Annotated in this window: 12 protein-coding genes and 2 pseudogenes; 6 read left to right on the forward strand and 8 right to left on the reverse strand. The window is 70.1% G+C overall.

Annotated features, from left to right (window positions below; translation table 11 throughout):
* Positions 1 to 74: 74 nt before the first annotated feature.
* Positions 75 to 2,171: an N-6 DNA methylase gene (locus tag ACY0PA_RS18765; protein ID WP_473085701.1), complete on the reverse strand. Its 2,097-nt coding sequence runs from the start codon at positions 2,169 to 2,171 to the stop codon at positions 75 to 77.
* Between the two features lie 197 nt (positions 2,172 to 2,368).
* On the opposite strand from ACY0PA_RS18765, the gene ACY0PA_RS18770 reads away from it, so the two are divergent.
* Entirely contained in the window at positions 2,369 to 2,857 is a 489-nt protein-coding gene (locus tag ACY0PA_RS18770; protein ID WP_473085702.1) for a hypothetical protein, read from the forward strand.
* Positions 2,858 to 2,913: 56 nt separating this feature from the next.
* On the forward strand, positions 2,914 to 3,678 hold the full coding sequence (locus ACY0PA_RS18775) for a hypothetical protein (RefSeq protein ID WP_473085703.1): 765 nt from the start codon (positions 2,914 to 2,916) through the stop codon (positions 3,676 to 3,678).
* 14 nt (positions 3,679 to 3,692) lie between these two features.
* Here the strand turns inward: ACY0PA_RS18775 and ACY0PA_RS18780 are convergent.
* Positions 3,693 to 3,956, reverse strand: a pseudogene (locus ACY0PA_RS18780) (HNH endonuclease family protein); the annotation flags it as partial.
* Positions 3,957 to 4,043: 87 nt separating this feature from the next.
* On the opposite strand from ACY0PA_RS18780, the gene ACY0PA_RS18785 reads away from it, so the two are divergent.
* From ACY0PA_RS18785 to ACY0PA_RS18800, 4 genes are read left to right on the forward strand one after another with little or no spacing between them, the layout of a single operon-like run.
* Positions 4,044 to 5,528 carry a tyrosine-type recombinase/integrase gene (locus ACY0PA_RS18785; protein WP_473085704.1) on the forward strand — a complete coding sequence of 495 codons (1,485 nt, stop codon included), beginning with the start codon at positions 4,044 to 4,046 and terminating at the stop codon, positions 5,526 to 5,528.
* Positions 5,525 to 7,336, forward strand: a complete 1,812-nt coding sequence (locus ACY0PA_RS18790) for a hypothetical protein (protein WP_473085705.1) — start codon at positions 5,525 to 5,527, stop codon at positions 7,334 to 7,336. Before ACY0PA_RS18785 ends, ACY0PA_RS18790 begins: the two co-directional genes overlap by 4 nt.
* A complete protein-coding gene (locus ACY0PA_RS18795) occupies positions 7,333 to 9,468 on the forward strand; it encodes a hypothetical protein (protein ID WP_473085706.1) in 2,136 nt (711 codons plus the stop codon). Before ACY0PA_RS18790 ends, ACY0PA_RS18795 begins: the two co-directional genes overlap by 4 nt.
* Positions 9,465 to 9,977 carry a hypothetical protein gene (locus tag ACY0PA_RS18800; RefSeq protein WP_473085707.1) on the forward strand — a complete coding sequence of 171 codons (513 nt, stop codon included), beginning with the start codon at positions 9,465 to 9,467 and terminating at the stop codon, positions 9,975 to 9,977. The genes ACY0PA_RS18795 and ACY0PA_RS18800 overlap by 4 nt, the downstream gene beginning before the upstream one ends.
* Positions 9,978 to 10,011: 34 nt before the next feature.
* On the opposite strand, the gene ACY0PA_RS18805 is transcribed toward ACY0PA_RS18800, so the two are convergent.
* The 6 genes and pseudogenes from ACY0PA_RS18805 to ACY0PA_RS18830 all read right to left on the reverse strand — a co-directional run bounded on the left by ACY0PA_RS18805 (position 10,012) and on the right by ACY0PA_RS18830 (position 19,753).
* Entirely contained in the window at positions 10,012 to 11,136 is a 1,125-nt protein-coding gene (locus ACY0PA_RS18805) for a DUF6183 family protein (protein ID WP_473085708.1), read from the reverse strand.
* A gap of 66 nt (positions 11,137 to 11,202) precedes the next feature.
* Entirely contained in the window at positions 11,203 to 12,015 is an 813-nt protein-coding gene (locus ACY0PA_RS18810) for an HNH endonuclease family protein (protein ID WP_473085709.1), read from the reverse strand.
* A gap of 18 nt (positions 12,016 to 12,033) precedes the next feature.
* Positions 12,034 to 12,489: pseudogene (locus ACY0PA_RS18815) on the reverse strand (HNH endonuclease family protein); the annotation flags it as partial.
* Positions 12,490 to 12,652: 163 nt separating this feature from the next.
* Complete coding sequence (gene mfd / locus ACY0PA_RS18820; protein WP_473085710.1) at positions 12,653 to 16,183, reverse strand: transcription-repair coupling factor; 3,531 nt, start codon at positions 16,181 to 16,183, stop codon at positions 12,653 to 12,655.
* A 214-nt stretch (positions 16,184 to 16,397) separates the two neighbouring features.
* Positions 16,398 to 18,968, reverse strand: a complete 2,571-nt coding sequence (locus ACY0PA_RS18825) for an ABC transporter permease (RefSeq protein WP_473085711.1) — start codon at positions 18,966 to 18,968, stop codon at positions 16,398 to 16,400.
* Positions 18,965 to 19,753 (reverse strand): ABC transporter ATP-binding protein, encoded by a 789-nt coding sequence (locus ACY0PA_RS18830; RefSeq protein WP_326775380.1) that lies wholly within the window; start codon positions 19,751 to 19,753, stop codon positions 18,965 to 18,967. The genes ACY0PA_RS18825 and ACY0PA_RS18830 overlap by 4 nt, the downstream gene beginning before the upstream one ends.
* Positions 19,754 to 20,002 lie beyond the last annotated feature (249 nt).

A 20,002-nucleotide genomic window follows, 5' to 3' on the forward strand; every position in this document is an offset into this window, starting at 1 on the left:
GTCGAGCGTATAGGCCGACTCCGACAACCCGCGCCGGGTTGTACGGAACCGTCGTCGTACGGATGTCGAACGCGTCACTCGGGGCCGAGCGTGCCGTCCGTCAGTCCGTCGTGCAGGCCCCGCACGAGCTGTTCACCGAGGCGCGCGGCCTGGCGCAGGGCGTCCTCGAACTCGGCGAGGGCGCGGAAGCGTTCGCCGTAGCGGTGCTGGTCGGCGAGCGGCAGGCGCGGCAGTTGGAGACGGCGCACGTCCAGGCGCGTGGCAGTGGACGCGTAGCTGCTGGCCTGCCGGTTGTTGGCGGTGCCGCGCAGGAACCCGGCGAGGAACCAGGGGTCGAGGGCTGCCCGGTCGGGGCGCAGCAGGGTCAGGCCGCGGCCGAGTGCGGCGCCCGCGGTGGCCTCGTCGACGACCCGGACGACCGCGCCGCCGCCGGCCAGGGGCACGACGACGTCGCCCGCCTCGACGAGTACGGGCTCCTCGTCCCCGCCCTGGGGTGAGCCGGAGGGTGCGGTTCCGGCGAGGACGTCGTGGTCGGTGAGGACGGGCACGCGCGCGGCGCCGCCGGTGGCGGGAGCCGATGCCGCCGCGGTCGCCGTGGTGGTCCGGAGCAACAGGGCGCCCGCGCGGGCGAGTTCACCGACCGTCGTCTGAGGCCATCGGGCGGGGGACTGCGCGGCGGGCGGGGTGTCGGGGGCGCGGTCGGCGGTGAGGCGCAGGGTGTCGCCGAGGCGGGTGCGGACCGCGGCGAGCTCCTCGGCGCCGCCGCCCGCGGCCGGAGGCGGCAGCCGGCGCGCGGGCGCGAGGTCGACCTCGTCGTCGAGCAGCTCGATCACGGGCACGGAGCGGGCGATGCCGGGCAGTTCCTCGATCGTGCCGTCGCGGTCGAAGGGGCGCCAGGCGTCGAGCACGGCCTGCTGGACCTGTTCCCACGGAAGCTTGTCGCGTCCGTCGCCGGAGCCGGCCGGGCCGCCGCCGGTCGTCTCCACGAGGAGGAGTTCGGGCGCGGGCGGCGCGCCGGCGCCGGGCCGGCGCAGTACCCACAGGTGGAGCGGGATGTTGTTGGGCGGGACGGAGCCCGCGGGCAGGGCGATCACGGCGCGCAGGGCGCCGCGGCGCAGGAGGTCGGCGCGGATGCGGCGGCCCGAGCGGCGGGACGCGGCGGCGGGCGGCATCAGCAGGACGGCGGTGCCGCCGTCGCGCAGGCGGGCCAACGCGTGCTGGATCCAGGCGAGTTCGGACTCGGTGCGGGCCGGGAAGCCGTACTCCCAGCGGGCGTCGTAGGCGAGTTCGTCGTGGCCCCAGTTGCGTTCGTTGAACGGCGGGTGGGCGAGGACGGCGTCGGCGCGGACGTCGGGGAACGCGTCGGCGCGCAGGGTGTCGCCGGCCGCCGTGCGCACGGTGGCGCCGTCGGTGGCGGCGGGGGTGCCGAGTGCGAGGCGCAGCGCGGTGAGGGCGGCGAGGTCGGGGGCGCTGTCCTGGCCGTAGAGGCGCTGGTCCGGCTCGGGCGCGAGGTCGCGCATGGCGCGCAGCAGGGCGCCGGTGCCGCAGGCCGGGTCGAGGACGGTGCGGGCGGATCCGGCGAGGGCGGCCATGAGCTGGGCGGGACCCGCGGGCGTGAGGGTGTACTGGCGCGGGTTGGCGTCGAGATGACGGCCGAGCAGGAACTCGTACGTCTGACGGGCGCCCAGTTCGGCGGCGAGTTCGGCGGCGCCGCGCAGCAGCGGGACCGAGAGCAGGAGCCCCGTGTCGGGCAGGCGCACCGCGCGTTCGTCGCGGGGGCCGAAGCGCGGGGTCAGGACGTCGTCGAGGGTGGCCGGGAGGCGCTGGGCGAGGTGTTCGTCGGAGACCGCGGCGAGTTCGAGCCAGTCGGTGGGCCGGTCGTGCACGAGGAGCAGGAGGCAGCCGGTGTGCAGGAGCGCGACGCCGGGGCCCGCGGGGTGTCCGGCGAGCTGCTGCCAGACGCGTTCACGCAGCGGGACCTCGGCGAGCTTTCCCTGCTCGCGCAGCCAGTTCTCGACGTCGGTGAGGGCGAAGGAGGGGCTGGTCTCGGTGCCGCCGACGGGCTTGGGGAAGTCGGGGTGGCGGCGGCGCCAGTTGCTGACGGCGGCGCGGCCGACCCCCGCGAGCCGGGCGATCCCGGCCGCGGTCACTTCAGTGGCGTTGTCCTGCACCCGGCGTGCTCCCCTCGGCTCCCCCACATGACTGTGGCGCCGATCATACCCGCGAACGCGTAAGCGCCCCATTCACGAGCGTGTACATGCTCGACTTCGTGAGCTGTGTTGACTCGGTTCACAGGCTCTGTTCTTATTGACCCATCGAAACGAGCGGTCGCCGGAATCGGGGACCGCCTTCTGTGGGGGGATCAGCCATGGGCATGAAGACCAAGGTCGCGCTGGGTGCGGTCGTCGGGATCGTCGTGATCGGCGTCGTATCGGCGAACTCGGGTGACGGCGACCACGACAACGGGGGGAACGGCGGCGGTACCTCCGCCGCCGCGGACAAGAACGCGGGCGACAAGGCCGGCAAGGCCGATGACGCCGCCGAGTCCGACGCCGGCGACAAGGGCGCGTCGAAGGCCTCGCAGGCCGAGCAGTTCAAGGCCTTCGTGGCGAAGAACGGCACCCCCAAGGAGAAGGACGCCGTCGCCCACGTCCTCAAGGTCCAGGGCGCCGACCAGCAGAACGACATCCTCGACAGCGCCGACGTCTACACCGACTTCACCGGCGGCCTGACGGGCGAAGGCTCCGGCCCCTCCAAGCTGATCGCCTCCGCGTTCGCGGACTGGAAGGACAGCAAGAACGGCCTGGTCACGGTCTACGACGCCGACGGCGAGATCATCACCAACGGCAACTTCTGACGGCCGCACACCACCGCTCCGCCTCCACCACCTCAACCGACTCCCCGGGAACTCCCATGCGCCGCAGCACACTTGCCGCCCTCTGCCTCACCGTCGTCACGGCCGCCGTCTCGCTCACCGCGTGCGGGCCCGGCGGCCCCGGTGACGCCGCGGGGTCGGGCGACAAACCCAAGGCCCCCTTCGCCGACCTGTCAGGACCGGAGATCGCCAACAAGGCCATGAAGGCCACCCGCGGCGCCTCGTCCCTCACCATCAAGGGCAACGCGGCCGACGGGGAGGGCGGGCAGATCGCACTCGACGTCGCCCTCGACAGGAAGGGCGAGTGCGCCGGCTCGATGGGCATGAAGGGCCAGGGCAGGGTCGACCTGATCAAGACGGGCCCGACCATGTACCTCAAGTCCGACGAGGCGTTCCTGCGCGCCCAGAGCGAGGGCGAGTCCAAGGCGGACACCGACGCCGTCGTGAAGATGCTTGCGGGACGCTGGATGAAGTCGAAGGCGGACAGCCCCGACGCCAAGGACATGGCGGCGTTCTGCGACCTCGGCTCCATGCTCGCCGAGTTCAAGAGCAATGACACCCTCGCCCGCAAGGGCAGGGCGACGACGGTCGACGGCACGCCCGCGTTCACGGTCACCGAGACCGACGGCAAGGACGAGTACACGCTCTACGTCGCGACCGAGGGCAGGCCGTACGTGCTCAAGCTCGTCACCAAGTCCGCCAAGGAACCTGCCTCGCTCACGTTCTCGGACTACGACAAGCCGGTCGAGGCCGCGCCGCCGGCCGACAAGGACGTCGTCGACCTGGACAAGATGGGCGGCTGACCGGGCCTGAAGGCTCAGCGCGCGTGGAAGCGCTCCGGCGCCGACGTCGGATTGCCGCCCGTGGGCAGAGCCTGGTCCGGGCAGCCGGACAGCACGCGCTTCATGGCGTCCCGCTCACCGGCCGTCACCCACAGCCCGTACTTCTTCTTCACGGCGACCTGCCCGGCGACATACGTGCACCGGTACCCCTTGCGGGGCGGCAGCCAGGTCGCCGTATCGCCCTCGCCCTTGCTGCGGTTGGGGCCCGCGTCGACCGCGAGGAGGTTGAGCGGGTCGTTTATGTCGGCACCCGTAACCGTCTCACCGATCACCCCGTTATGTGCGCGTACAGCTTGTCTCACACCGGGGAGGGCGACTTGCATGCAATGGAGTCTGAAGACGCGGATGCCAGTTCCGAGACGCCGGTACTGCTGCACCGGACAGCACTCGGGGCACGGCCCATCGATGGAGTTCCCTTCGATGGGGAGTCGGTCCTTCGGCGAGCCGGCGCTGACGAGGGCAGACCCTTCGTCCTCGGACCGGACGGCAGCTACGACCTCCACCTGAACCGCTTCCTGCGTGACCTGGAGAACTGGGGCGTGCGGTCGGAGAACAGCCGCATCGCCTACAGCACGGACGTCATGCTCTACTGCCGCTTCCTCCACGAGTCCCGGGGCGGCAAGTCCATCTGGGACACGGACGGTGCCGACCTCCGCGCCTACAAGGCCGTACGCCTGCACGGCGACGAACCGGGCGGCATCTCGGTGGCGACCTGGAACCGCTCGATCGCCGCGCTCGACAAGTGGGTGCAGTGGTCGCTGTACGAGGAACTGCTGCCGGCCGAGCCGTTCCGGTACGTCGACAAGACCGTGGTGTCGCCGCAGGGACCGAAGCGGGTACGGGTCAACGCCGACGCCGAGCCCGAGGTGCCCCGGCAGCCGATCCGGTTCCTGTCGCACGAGGACTTCATGCTCTGGCGGGATGTCGGGCTGCGCGGACTGCTGCCGGACGGCTCCCCGGATGTCAGGTGGCGTGGGCGCAACGGCGAACGCAACGCTCTCTTCGCCGATCTCCTGGTCTGCACCGGCATGCGGCTGGGCGAGGCCGCGAGCCTGCTGACGACGGAACTGCCACCGGTGACCGGCAGACGCCTGATCGGCGACATCACCGTCTCGGCAGCCGTGGCCAAGCGGGGCACATCGCGCACGGTGTACGTCCGTCCCCGGGTGGCCCGCGACCTGCACCACTACGTCGGTATGGAGCGTGACGAGCTGGTACAGCGGCGTCGCGCCCAAGGCGTGTACGAAGCGCCTGCGGACCGGCTGCCGGTACGACGGGCGAACCGGCACGCGCTGGTGATCGAGAACGGAACCAGCTGGTCGTACTCACGCATCGGCGCGGCAGACCGGGCACAGCTTGTCCAGGTCGACGGCCGAGGGGCCATGGTCGGCCCACTGTGTCTGTGGCTTGGTGAGAACGGGCTGCCGTTGCGGCGCAGTACCTGGCAGTCGGTCTTCCAGCGGGCGAACGAGCGGTGTGCCGCCTTCGAGCTCGACTTCGACGTCCACCCGCACACCCTGCGGCACACGTTCGCGGTGCACATGCTTGGCCTACTGCTACGACAGACCGTCCGGGCACTCGGCATGCGCGAGGACCGCCGGTTCACCCACGCGGAAGTGAAGCGCCTGCTTATCGGCAACCCTCTGCGCAAGCTCCAGCTCCTGCTCGGTCACCGCCACGAGGCGACCGTCTACACATACCTCGACGTCCTGGACGAGGCCCAGGAGATCGTGCTCGCGGCGCTCGGCGACTGGGACGAGCAGGCCGCCGCCTTCGAGCGGATCCACTTGGATGCGGAGGAGGATCGGTGAGCCCGCGCCGCGTCCGCTTCCCCGCCGTTGTCGAGCCCCCTGCCGCAGCCGAGCCCGTGCCGACGATCGGCCCCGTGATCTTCACCGTAGATCTGAACGGGAGTCCCGAGGACATCGATATGTCGGGGCTTCCGTGTCCGCGCCTCGTCCGAGCCCTGGCCAACGCCCTCGTCGACGTCATCAGCAGCCCCGGCACCCTGCGCGACCGCAGTAGCGTCCGCTACGTCGTCAAACGCATCCGGGAATTCGTCGAGTTCACGGCCACTGTCCTCCCGGGCTCCGCCGCCGACCTGCGTCTGAGCGGCTTGGAGCCCGATCTCCTGGACGCCTTCGAGACGCGTCTGATCGCCCAGTACGGAGAGACGAGCAAGGAGCCGTACCTCACCATGACGTACCTCGTGCGGCTGCTGAAGCTGGTGCACGGGGCACACCCCGACTCCTTCGGAGCCGCCTTTCACGCACGTCTGGGCTTCACGTCGACGTCGGCCCACCGGGCGTCCAAACCCCTCGACGCGTATCCGTTCCCGGTGCTCGACGCGTTGGAGACCACCGCCCGGGACGACGTCGCCCGTATCCGCGACCGGATCCTGGAGGGCGAGAAGCTGGCGGCTACGGGCCGAGACCCGCACCAACACGGCTGGGACCGGCTGGAGAACGTCCTCTGGTACGTCGCGCACCACGGCCCGCTGACCGCAGACGACGCCTCGTACAAGATCCTGCGCCCCTGGGGTGGAAGGGAGGAGGTCAACGGCCGTCTGCACCTCACCGCACGGGACCTGGTGCCCTTCCTCCTCCTGCTTGCCTGTCAGACCGGCATGGAACCCGAGTGCATCCGGCAGCTGCGCTCCGACTGCCTGACGAGTCCGGCACGCGGCTACGTCAGCATCGCCTACGTCAAGAAGCGCGCCCCGGGTGCCACGCACAAGACGGTCAGGGTCGCCGACGGGGGTTCGCTGCGCTTCCCCGGTGGCGTGATCCGGCTGGCCCAGCGCTTGACGAAGCGCACCCGTGAACTGATCGGCAGCAATGCGCTGTGGTGCGACGTCGGTGGTCATGGACGAGTTCGTTCGCCCTTCGACGACGGTCCTCACGGCTGGTCGGCCGTGACCCAGCAGTGGATGTCCGAGCATGGGCTCGACCGCCTCACCGACCGAGACGGCGGACCTGTCGCCCTCGACCTGCGGCGGGTGCGCAAGACCGTCAAGTCCCGTCAGTACCTGCGAGCCGGCGGGGTCCTTGAGGACTTCGCCTCCGGCCACACCCGGCCGGTCGCCGCGCAGCACTATGCGGACATCGGCGCCCACGAAGAAACCCACGACCAGGCGGTGGAAGGGGGCCTTGAGCAGGCGCTGAGCGCGGCGCTGGCCCCACCGGTGGTGCTGTCGGACGAGGGCGCCCGACTCGACGACGGCCAGGCCGCGCTGACCGCGCGGGAGGTCGAGTCGGCGCTCTCCGGCGAGCAGGACGTATGGCTCGCCTCCTGCCGCGACTTCTTCGCCTCGCCGTTCGCCCGCAAGCCCGGAGCGGCCTGCCCCGTACCGGCCTGGGGCTGCCTGGAATGCCCGAACGCGGTGTTCACCAGCCGCCACCTGCCGAGTCTGCTGTCCTTCCTGGACTTCCTGGAGCGACAGCGCGAGGAGTATCCCGCCGCCGAATGGACCGCGCGGTTCGGTCTCGCGTGGGACCGCGTCGTCCACGGTGTCCACGCCCGCTTCAGCACGCGTCAGATCGCCACAGCGCAGGCCATCGCCGAGGCCGGCGGCGATCGCCTGCTGCTGCCCCCGTCGTTCCTGGAGGTCATCGCATGACTGCCGTCCCCGAGCCGCGGACCAGTGATCACGACCTGCCATCAGCCTCGGAGTACGTGCTCTCGGAGCGACTCACGCAGGGCCTGCCGAGCAGGGGTCCGCTCCTGTCCGAGGACGTCTGGGATCTGCGGTGCGTGCTGCCCCGCACCTGGCGGACGTGGCGACTCGACTTCACGCAGATCGGCGATCCGGTGACACGGCGCACAGCGAAGGAGTACGTCGCCTCCCGCCTCCACCGGGGCTCCCTGGGCCTCGGCCCCATGAAGGCCACGGCGGCGGCAGGTGAGCTGCGCGTCTTCGTCGCCGTGATAAAGGATCTGCGAGAGGTGGGTGCCCCACGGTTGTCCGCCGTTGGCCGCACACACCTGGACGCCGTGCTGACGAGGTGGAAACCCGGCCCGAGCAAGGCCGTCCGCAACATCACCTTTCTCAAGCACCTTGCGGCGCACGGGCCGTTCATGTCCCAGGACCGGCTGAACGTCCTCCCCTGGAACGGCCGCAGTGCCTACAGCATCGCCGGGGTGCAGCGGACCAAGGGCGAGAACGCCACTCCGCGCATCCCCGAGGAGATCCTCGCGCCGTTGCTGCGGGCTGCGGTCTTCTACGTGGAGACGGCCAGCGGCGACATCCTCACCGCCCAGCGGGAGGTCGCCGCGCTCGAAGCAGTGCGCAGGGGCCAGAACCTCGGCCCTGGCCAGGCACGCGAACGAGTGCTGGCCTTCATCGCCGAGCGCCGCGCGGCCGGCCGGGGTATCCCCGCGCTCCCCCGCGAGACCGCGCACACCGTGCCCGACGCCGTCACCGTCGACGGCGTACCGCAGAGCCCCAATCACCGCCTCGTCTCCCTCCTGACCGGCTGCGGCAACGCCGCACATCTACGACCGCTGATGGCCGAAGCCGGCGAGGACATCGGCTATGAGGAAGGTGGCCTGGACACCCCGATGTCCGAGTGGCCGGCCTCCGGCAGGCCGTGGCGCCCGCGACTCAGCCCCTTCACGTTGGCCAACGAGCTGTCATTCCTGCGAACGGCGTGCTGGATCGTCATCGCCTATCTGTCGGGGATGCGGGACGTGGAAGTGCGTGAGCTGGGCCGCGACTGCGCCGCCACCGAAACCGGAGCCGACGGGCGTCCCCGGTACAAACTCCGTGGCCGGGTCTACAAGGGGAAGGACCGCAAGCTCAGCGGGGACGAGGCCGAGTGGGTGGTCCTCCACGTCGTGCACCAGGCCGTCGCCGCCCTCAGGGAGATCAACGACGATCCAGGCCACCTCTTCGGCTACGACGGCGGCGGCCGCAACGGGTACGTACTCCTCACCAACGTGCCCCGGCGTATCCGAACCTTCCGCAACCACCTCAACGCGCTCTTCAGCACGGCGGATGAGCTCTACATCCCGCTGACGACGACGTCCCTGAACGGGCACTCCCAGGACGAGGAAGACGAAGCCGAGGAAGACGCGCCAGCGCCCACGGCGCTTCCCTGGGCCTTCGACACCAGGCAGTTCCGACGTACCCTCGCCTGGCACATCGCCCACCAGCCCTTCGGGGTGGTCGCGGGCGCCCGCCAGTACAAACACGCCGCGATCACCATGTTCGAGGGGTACGCGGGCACCTCCGCCTCCGGCTTCGCCGACGAGGTCGCCGCCGAGGAGGCCGTGGCCAAGCTCGACTACGTCGAGGACCTCTATCACGACTGGAACGATGGCGGACGCTCCGCGGGCGGCGCCGCCCAGCGCATCGAGGCCGAGTTCGACCGCATCCGCAGCGAACTCGGCGACCTGCCCGGGGCTGTGGCCAGTTCCTCCCGGCTCCGTACGCTGCTGCACCACCTGACGAAAACCCTGCACCCAGGCGTGCTCAACGACTGCTTCTACCAGGCGGAGACGGCCGTGTGCCGCAAGCGCGCCAAGCCTCTGGGGCGTCCCGTCCCCATGCTCGACATGTGCATGCGCTGCCCCAACTCGCGCCGCTCCGCCGTCCATCTACCCCGCCTTGAACGCGCGCATGACATGGCCGAGTCCGAACTGGGCGAGGCCACCGACCTTCCGCGACTCCAGCAGCTCGCCATCACCGAACACCTGGCCACGCTCACCCACCTGATCGCCGAGATCGACCACGAGGACACCCGCCGATGACCGACTCCACGGACGAGACCCTTCAAACCGTCCGCACGGCCTTCGCCCGCCTGGCCCGGGAGAACCCCGGCCTGACCGACATCGACCACGAGATCATGCGGGCCTTCGAGCAGCTCATGCTCGGCCGCCCCGAGATCACCGACGGCCGGACCTCGGCGGTGAACATCTGCGCCGAGGCCGGCGTCTCCCGGGCCTCGTACTACCGCTCTCCCGTCGCGGCGGCAATCAAGGGGATTCTCAGCTCTCCCCAGTCCAGGCGTCCGGAGTCCGACGAACTCAGGCAGGAAATCGCACGCCTGAAACAGTCCGAGCGGAAACTCCGGAGGGAGAAGGCGGACGAGATCAGGGAACTGCGTGCAACCGTCGCGGCGTACGCGAACCAGATCCAGGCGCTGGCACTCAGGAACGCGGAGCTGGAGGCAGACTCCCAGCGGCTTCAAGCCCAGCTCGACGGAGGCCGGAAAGACGTGGTCAAGCAACTGAGGCGATCACAGGAACCGGCCACCTGACGACCCCAGACGCAAGCAGCATGCAGGACCGTGCTCAGTCGGTGTCCGTCGCGGCCAGCACCGCCAGCCGTCGGCCTTCTGGAGAGACCGAGGCAAGGCCGATGTCCCAGGCCACGCGCTCGAACCACTTGGTGTCGGCGTCGAAGCCGTACCAAGCACACTCTCGGACATGTGCCTCGACCTCCTCAGCAGGGACACCCTCCGTGGCCCCGGCGAGGCAGGCCAGGGACTGCCACGCGGCCAGTCGGCCGTAGGCGCCGCGAGCACCGGAGTTGTAGGCCCCTCCCGAGGACGCGGCGGCGAAGAGCACCCGCCATGCCTGGTCCGGCGGACAGGCCACGATCGAGAAGGCGGTCTTCCTCCCCGCATCCTTCAGGCACTGCAGCCCCAGCGTCAGCAACGCACTCGGTACCGATTCGGCGTTCAAAGGAGCTGCCAGGCCGAAGACTCGTGCCTCGATCCGGCCGTTCGACTCCTCCGCCCAGTTCGCCACGGCCGCGCTGATGCCCATGGCAACGGAAGGGGTCGTCATCTCCTCGACCGGCGGCACGTGCGCCCTGCGTCCAACCGCCCGACCGTTCTCCGACGGGCCGTACGGCATCGAGTGGCTGCTGCCCCGGGTACTGTAGCTCGGCAGATCCGGCTGACCCTCCACGTCCGACAGCGCCAACGGCAGCCATCCCAGAGGATGGTGCTTCCAGTGCGGCGACGTCGCCCACCCTGCGATCCCTGGCGTCTCCGTAACCGCGACGCCCCTGAGCACGAGCTCATGGACCAGGCAGGCACGCAGTTCCTCAGAGGCGTTCCCGGTGAACGCTGCGGCGAGTTCCTCTGCCGGGTGGCTGGAGGCCAGCAAGGATGCCGTGTAGTGATCCAGCTTCCTGTGGGCGGCTTCCGTCGAGGAGACCAGCCGTAGCGCCTGCCCCACGTTCCCGGGGCCGGGATTGGTGGCCAGCAGCCGGAGCAGGTGGTCGAAGACGCTCCCGTACTGCCAGATCGGCCTGGGTTCGGAGCCATACGCCCCGGCAAGCGCGATGCCGAGGTCCGCGATGAAGGCAGCGTCCCCTTGCGCCAGACGACGGTCGGCCACCTTCCAGACGTCGGTGACGCTCTTCAGGCCCGGCAGCTCCGTCACGATCTCCTGTATGCGATCAGCCACGGCAACGGAGCATATGCGTCCCTCAGCGCGAAAGCGACGGCATTTCCCCAGGTCATCGCAGCCCTCTCAATCCCCGCACTGCTTGAGCATCATTTCCTTGTCCGCGGCCGTCACTGGGAGCTCATACTTTTCCGCGACCTGCGCGAACCGCACCACATAAGAGCACCGGATCGCCTTGTTCGGCGGCAGCCAGGACGCCGGGCCGGAGTCGCGCTTGGCGGAGTTCGTGGAACCCGATACCGGCAGAAGGTTCAGCACGTCGTTGGCCAGCCGCTGCCGCTTCTCCTTGCTCCAGCGCGCGGCGCCCATCTGCCAGGCGTAAGACAACGGCACCACGTGGTCGATCTGTACCTCGGTGGCCTTGGCCTTCTTCCAGGCGATGTCCTTGCCGGTGTACGGGTCGTACAGGTCCATCGACACGACCACGCAGTCGGAACCCGTACGGAACTCGACGTTCCGACCATGGAGTTTCAGCAGGTCGTTCCGCGTGTCACAACCGTTTCGCGCCAGCGGCACCCCATCCGCCGTGTCCATCCACGCGTAGCCGAACTTGTCGCGGGCGTACCCCGTCTTCGGCCCTCGCCCCTTGGTCGGCAACTTGGAGATCAACTCGCGCGCTGTCGACTCGTCCGCCTCGGACGAGATGGGGGCCAGCCCAGGCTTCGTTCCGTCAGGGTCGGCCAAGGGGCTGGTTCCATACTTGGCGGACGCTGACGGTCCACCGCCTGCCGAGCCGCTCTCGCCGGAGAGCCCACCTCCCGTACAACCCGCCAGAACCGCCCCGACAACCAGTACGGCGCCGGCGTGCAGCACGCCGCTCGTGAGACACCGCCTGGACACGCAGCCACCCCGCCCCTGAGACACATCACCGTGAGACATCTACACCGCCAACATAAGGTCGTTGGCCAGGGCGATGCGCTTGCTCGGGTCCCACTTCTGGGCGCCCTTCTGCCAGGCGTCGGAGAGGGCCACCAGATGGTCGATGTCGACCTGGCTGCGGCCGCGCGCGAACGCGATCTCCTTGCCGGTGTACGGGTCGGAGGCGAGCGTCCCCGACACGACCGTGCATTGCCCGTCGCGGAACTTCACCCCCGTCAGGTCCCGCTTGAGTATGTCGTCCCGGGTGTCGCAGCCGTTCGAATCGGTGTCGGCCCAGGCGCTGCCGAAGCGGTCCCTGTCGTAACCGGTCTTGGGCGCCCGGCCCTTGACGGTCAGCGAGTTCACGGCGCCGAGCGCACTGCCCGCCTTGTACTCGGGCCCGGACCCGGACTCGCCCTGCTGCTCCACGGTGCATCCGGTGGCGGCGGCCACGGTCACCAGTACGGCGGCGACGGCCCGCCCAGCGCCTCGCATCACGACGCTCCCCCCTGCTAGTCCGGTTCGGGTGTCACCGTATCGGGTGAACGCCCGCGTTGCCGGGGCGCACCGGGACGAGCGGAAGCAGCCACACCTCCCGGTCGCGCCTCCCGCTCGTGCCTTCCCGCTCACGGCACAGCCGGCTGAACCGCGCCCCTCGCTAAGAACCAAGGATCGACGTCAAGAACTCCCCGACCCAGCCCAGGAGTTCGCGTCCGACGAGCGGCTTGCCGCCCACCTTCGCGGTCTTCGGGCGCGGGACGAGCACCTGGTGCGCGGCCGCCTTGATGACCGAGCCCGGGTAGAGCCGCTTGAGGCGCAGCTCCTGCGACTCCCTCAGCTCCACGGGGGCGAAGCGGATGTTGTTGCCCTGGAGGACGATCTCGGCGACGCCGCACGCCCGCGCGAACATCCGCAGGCCGGCGACGAGCAGCAGGTTCTCGACCGGCTCGGGCAGCTTGCCGTAGCGGTCGGTGAGCTCCTCGCGGACCGCCTTGACGTCCGCTTCCGTGTTCACGGAGGCGATGGCGCGGTAGGCCTGCAGCCTGAGCCGCTCACCCGGCGCGTAGTCGTGCGGGACGTGCGCGTCGACCGGGAGCTCGATCTTGACGTCCAGGGGCGGCTCCTCCTCGACGCCGCCCTCGACGGCGGCCCGGTAGTCGGCCACCGCCTCGCCCACCATGCGGATGTAGAGGTCGAAGCCGACGCCCGCGATGTGGCCCGACTGCTCGCCGCCGAGCAGGTTGCCCGCTCCGCGGATCTCCAGGTCCTTCATCGCCACGTACATGCCCGCGCCCATCTCCGTGTGCTGGGCGATGGTGGCGAGACGCTCGTGCGCGGTCTCGGTGAGCGGCTTCTCCGGCGGGTACAGGAAGTACGCGTAACCGCGCTCGCGGCCTCGGCCGACGCGGCCGCGCAGCTGGTGGAGCTGGCTGAGGCCGAAGTTGTCGCCGCGCTCGACGATGAGGGTGTTCGCGTTCGAGATGTCGATGCCCGACTCGACGATCGTCGTCGAGACGAGGACGTCGAACTTCTTCTCCCAGAAGTCCACGACCACCTGTTCCAGGGCCTGTTCGGACATCTGGCCGTGGGCCGTCGCGATGCGCGCCTCGGGAATGACGTCGCGCAGGCGGGCCGCCGCGCGGTCGATGGACTCGACGCGGTTGTGGATGTAGAAGACCTGGCCCTCGCGCAGCAGTTCACGGCGCACGGCCGCGCCGATCTGCTTCTCCTCGTACGGGCCCACGAAGGTGAGCACGGGGTGGCGCTCCTCCGGCGGCGTGGTGATCGTCGACATCTCGCGGATGCCGGTGACGGCCATTTCGAGCGTACGGGGGATGGGGGTCGCGGACATCGTGAGGACGTCGACGTTCGCGCGGAGCTTCTTCAGCTGCTCCTTGTGCTCGACGCCGAAGCGCTGTTCCTCGTCGACGATGACGAGGCCGAGGTCCTTGAACTTCGTCTCGGAGGAGAACAGGCGGTGTGTGCCGATGACGATGTCGACCGCCCCGTCGCGCAGGCCCTCCAGGGTGGCCTTCGACTCGGTCTCCGTCTGGAACCGCGACAGCGCCCGTACGTTGACGGGGAACTGCGAGTAGCGCTCGGAGAACGTGCCGAAGTGCTGCTGGACGAGGAGGGTCGTGGGCACGAGGACCGCGACCTGCTTGCCGTCCTGGACGGCCTTGAAGGCTGCGCGAACAGCGATCTCTGTCTTGCCGTAGCCGACGTCGCCGCAGATCAGGCGGTCCATCGGGACCGTCTTCTCCATGTCCTCCTTGACCTCGGCGATGGTCGTGAGCTGGTCGGGGGTCTCCACGTACGGGAAGGCGTCCTCCAGCTCGCGCTGCCACGGCGTGTCCGGGCCGAAGGAGTGGCCGGGCGCCGCCATGCGCGCCGAGTACAGCTTGATCAGGTCCGCGGCGATCTCCTTGACCGCCTTCTTCGCGCGGGCCTTCGTCTTCGTCCAGTCCGCGCCGCCCAGGCGGTGGAGCGTCGGGGCCTCGCCGCCGACGTACTTGGTGATCTGCTCCAGCTGGTCGGTGGGGATGTAGAGGCGGTCGCCCGGCTGGCCGCGCTTGGCGGGGGCGTATTCGACGACGAGGTACTCGCGGGTCGCGCCCTGGACCGTGCGCTGGACCATCTCGATGTAGCGGCCCACGCCGTGCTGCTCGTGGACGATGTAGTCGCCGGATTCGAGGGTGAGCGGGTCGATCGTCTTGCGGCGGCGGGCCGGCATGCGCTGGCCGTCCTTGCCCGCCGCCTTCTGGCCGGTCAGGTCCGTCTCGGTGAGGACCGCCAGCTTCAGGGCCGGGTCCACGAAGCCGTAGTCGATGGAGCCGCAGGAGACCTGCACGACGGCCGGGGTGAGCTCGGTGAGCTCCTGGTCGAGGCGGGCCGGGACGCCTTCGCCGCCGAGCACCTCGACGGTGCGCGCCGCGGGGCCGTGCGCCTCGGTGACGTAGATGGTGCGCCAGCCGTCGGACAGCCAGCCCTTGGTGTCGGCGAGCGCCCGCGCGGTGTCGCCGCGGTACGACTCGGGGGCGTGCATGCCGAGCTTGAGGGTGTCCGAGCCGAGCGCCTCGTCGGCGGCGAACGGGGACACCGACCACCACATCATGTCCAGCTCGCGGGCCCGGTCGCGGACGTCGGAGATGGACCGCAGGGACGCCGCGTCCACGTCGATGGGGGCCTCGCCGCCGCCGGCCGTGGCCGCCCACGACGCCTGGAGGAACTCCTGCGACGTGGCCACCAGGTCGGCCGCGCGCGTGCGCACCCGCTCCGGGTCGCACACCACGGCCATGGAGCCCTCGGGCAGCACGTCGAGCAGCAGCTCCATGTCGTCGACGAGGACCGGGGCGAGGGACTCCATGCCCTCGACGGCGATGCCCTCGGCGATCTTGCCGAGGAGTTCGCCCAGCTCGGGGTGTTCCTCGGCGAGGGCGGCGGCCCGCTCGCGCACCTGGTCGGTGAGCAGCAGCTCGCGGCAGGGCGGCGCCCACAGGCCGTGGTCGGCGACTTCGAGGGAGCGCTGGTCGGCGACCTTGAAGTAGCGGATCTCCTCGACGTCGTCGCCCCAGAACTCGATGCGCAGGGGGTGTTCCTCGGTCGGCGGGAAGACGTCGAGGATGCCGCCGCGCACGGCGAACTCGCCGCGCTTCTCGACGAGTTCGACCCGGGCGTAGGCGGCCGCGGCGAGCGATTCGACGATCTCGTTCAGATCGGCGCTCTGGCCGGTCCTCAGCGCCACGGGCTCCAGGTCGCCGAGCCCCTTGACCTGCGGCTGGAGCACGGACCTGACGGGGGCGACGACGACGGAGACCGGGCCGGTCTCGGGGTCGTCGGTGCGGGGGTGCGCGAGGCGGCGCAGGACGGCTAGCCGGCGGCCCACAGTGTCGGAGCGCGGCGAGAGCCGCTCGTGCGGGAGCGTCTCCCACGAGGGGTACTCGACGACGCCGTCCGGCGGCAGCAGCGAGCGCAGCGCCGCGGCCAGATCCTCGGCCTCCCGCCCCGTGGCGGTCACGGCCAGCACGGTCCGCCCGGTCCGCCGCGCGAGCGCGGCCACCGCGAAGGGCCGCGCGGCGGGCGGGCCGACGAGGTCGACGTGGGGGCGGTGCCCGTCGGTGGCGGCCTTCACCGCTTCGGCGAGCGCCGGGTCTCGGCTTACGGCGTCCAGCAGACCGTGCAGGCTCATGAAGGGCTTCCATCCCGGGGAGTGGGCAACGCGAACCGCCCGACACGTCGAACGGGCCGGGGGTCTTCCAGACTACGACGCGCCGCCGACACCCGCGTGCGGATCATTGGCGGATCACATCATGGTCCCCAGGACGCACGGCGGCCCCGGAGTGTCCGGGAAGGACACTCCGGGGCCGCCGGCCTCGTTCCCCCGTTCGCATCGCCGCGCGCGGCTACTCCGTCGCGATCGCGTTCAGTACGTTCATCCGGCCCGCCCGGAACGCCGGCACCAGGGCGGCGAACAGGCCCACGAAGGCCGAGCCGACGAAGACGCCGATGATCGTCGGCCAGGGGATCTCCAGGACGTTCAGGCCCTCCAGGGCGAGGAGCTTCTGGGCGGTCGCGCCCCAGCCCATGCCCAGGCCGAGGCCGATGAGTGCGCCGAAGAGGGCGATGACCACCGACTCCAGGCGGATCATGCGGCGCAGCTGCCGGCGCGAGAGGCCGATGGCCCGCATCAGGCCGATCTCCCGGGTGCGCTCCACCACGGAGAGGGCCAGCGTGTTCACGACGCCCAGGACCGCCACGATGATCGCTAGGGCCAGGAGCCCGTAGATCATGTTGAGGAGCTGGCCGATCTGGTCCTTCAGGGTCTGCTTGTAGTCGGTCTGGTCCTTGACGTGGACCGTCGGGTCGGACGCGACCGACGCCTTCAGCGCCTTGTACGCCTGGTCGGCCTTGCCGGAGTCCGCCTTGGCGAACATCATCCCGTTGAGCGGCAGACGGTCGGCGGGCATGTACTGCTTCGCGGTCGCGAGGTTGATGTACATCGCGCCCTTGTCGAACGTCGTGTCGTCCGAGGTGATCGCCGCGATCCTCAGGTCGGCGCTGCGGCCGTGCTCGAAGGCGACGTTCATGGTGTCGCCGACCTTGAGGTGGTTCTTCTCGGCGAACTCCGAGCCGACCGACATCGCGTTCTTCCCGTACGCCGCCGACAGCTCACCGGCGGTCGTCTCGCGCCGCAGGTCCTGGGCGTACGTGGGCGTCGCGGCGACGAGTTCCTCGTCCTCCTTCGTGCCGCCCGGCGTGGTGAGCTTCGTCTTGACGTACTTGACCTCCGTGACGTGGGAGAGGTACGGGGCCTTCTTCATGGCCTCGGCGGCCTGCGGCTTCAGCCCGTTCTGTCCCTCGACGATGAAGTCGGCGCCGACGGACTTGTCGAGCTCGCTGGTGGCCGAGGCGACCATCGAGGAGCCGACGACGGACAGGCAGGCGACGAGCGCGAGGCCGATCATCAGGGCCGCGCCGGTGGCGCCGGTGCGGCGCGGGTTGCGCAGCGCGTTGCGCTCGGCCATGCGGCCGACGGAGCCGAACATCCGCAGGAGTACGGCGCTGATGACGCGCACCACACCGCCCGCGAGGAGCGGTCCGATGACGACGAACCCGATGAGCGTGGCGACGATGCCGACGCCGAGCCACAGGGAGCCCTCGCTCGCCTTGGCGGCCTGTGTGGCGGTGTAGAGCGCGAAGCCGCCGCCGCCGGTGAGGGCGAGACCGATCAGGGCGCGGACCACGCCGGCCTTGACGTCGGCGGGGGTGCCGGCGTCCCTGAGGGCCGCCATCGGCGAGACCTTGCCCGCGCGGCGGGCCGGAACGTACGCGGCGAAGACGGTGACGACGATGCCGAGGAGCAGCCCGACGACGGGGGTCGTCCACCGGACGGTCAGGTCGTCGGTGGACAGGTCCATGCCCGCCGCGGACATCATCTTCATCAGGCCGACGGCGAGTCCGACGCCCGCGCCGACGCCGATGACCGACCCGAAGACGCCGAGCAGCAGCGCCTCGACGAGGACCGAGCGGTTGACCTGCTTGCGGCTCGACCCGATGGCGCGCATCAGGCCGATCTCGCGGGTCCGCTGGGCGACGAGCATCGAGAAGGTGTTGATGATCAGGAAGATGCCGACGAGGAAGGCGATCCCGGCGAAGCCGAGCATGGCGTACTTGATGACGTCCATGAAGGAGCCGACGTCCTTGCGGTTGGCGTCCGCGGTCTCCTTCTGCGTCTGGAACTTGTACGGGCCGTCGAGGGACGCCGCGACGTTCTTCTTGAGGACGGTGTCGCTGACGCCGGTGGCGGCGGCGACGTTGATCTGGGTGAACCGGCCGCTCCGGCCGATGAGTTCGCGCTGGGCGGTGGCCGTGTCGAAGTAGACGACGGCCGCGCCCGGGTTGGTCACCTTGAAGGAGGCGACGCCGACGATCTTCGCCCTGAAGTCACCGGTGGCGGCGATGGTGCGCAGCTCGTCGCCCATCTTCAGGTGGTGCTTGTCGGCGGTGTCGGAGTCGACCATGACCTCGGTGGGCCCGCGCGGGGCGTGGCCGGAGGTGATGTCCATGGAACGCAGGTCGTTGTGCGTCCAGTTGCCCGCGATCGTGGGGCCGCCGTTCTCGGAGCCCATGTTCTTGTTGTCCGCGTTCACGACGGTCACGTTCATCGAACTGACCGCGCCCTCGGCCGACTTGACGCCATCAGCCCGCTTGACCTGCGTGAGGGTGGAGGCCGGCATCGACTCGGGGCGCCCGGTGCCGCTGCCCTCGCTCTTGGCGGACTTCGGGCTGACCGTCACGTCGGACGACGTCGCCGCGAACAGCTTGTCGAACGTCGTGTTCATCGTGTCGGTGAAGACGAGCGTGCCGCACACGAACGCCACCGACAGCAGGACCGCCACGGCCGACAGGGCCATGCGCCCCTTGTGCGCGAAGAAGTTGCGCAGGGAGGTCTTCATCACGGTGTTCGCACTCATGACGTGCGCCCCCGCGCGTCGAAGTCCTTCATGCGGTCGAGGACGGCGTCCGCGGTGGGGCGGAGCATCTCGTCGACGATGCGGCCGTCCGCGAGGTAGAGCACCCGGTCCGCGTACGAGGCGGCGACCGGGTCGTGGGTGACCATCACGATGGTCTGGCCGAGCTCGTCGACGGACTGCCGCAGAAAGCCGAGCACTTCGGCGCCGGCGCGGGAGTCCAGGTTTCCGGTCGGCTCGTCACCGAAGATGATCTCCGGCCGGGCGGCGAGCGCGCGGGCCACGGCGACGCGCTGCTGCTGGCCGCCGGAGAGCTCGGTGGGCCGGTGCTTGAGGCGCTCGGCCAGGCCCACGGTCCGCACGACGCGGTCCAGCCACTCCTTGTCCGCCCTGCGGCCCGCGATGTCCATGGGGAGCGTGATGTTCTCGAGCGCGTTCAGCGTCGGCAGCAGGTTGAACGCCTGGAAGATGAAGCCGATCCGGTCCCGGCGCAGCCGCGTGAGCTTCTTGTCCTTGAGGCCGGTGATCTCGGTCTCGTCCAGGTAGATCTGCCCGGACGTGACGTTGTCGAGGCCGGCGAGGCAGTGCATCAGCGTGGACTTGCCGGACCCCGAGGGGCCCATGATCGCGGTGAACCGGCCGCGGGCGATGTCCACATCGACGTGGTCGAGCGCGACGACACGGGTCTCACCCGAGCCGTAGGCCTTCACGACCTGCCGCGCCCGTGCGGCGACGGCCGTCTGCCCTCCAGTGCCCCCGGTCCTGGGAATGGTCACAGCCGTTGTCACGGTAAGTCTCCTATGTCGGTCAGACGGAATGTCAGGTGTGTGCGGCGTGCTTCAGTCTGGTGGCGAGGGGTGCCCCGGCGCCCTGGTGGAGGTCACCGTCTTTCCCGGGGGAAAACCCCACCCCTTGAAGGTAGGAAGAACCCCCCACTCCCCTCGTCCTCCGGGGGGACGAACCGTCCCCTGTCCGTAGTACGGAGGTCCCCCTAGGGGGAGTCCACCCAACGGTGGAGCGCCTCTAGGGGTTTGCTC

It is taken from the genome of Streptomyces sp. DS1-CR2 (assembly GCF_055760475.1).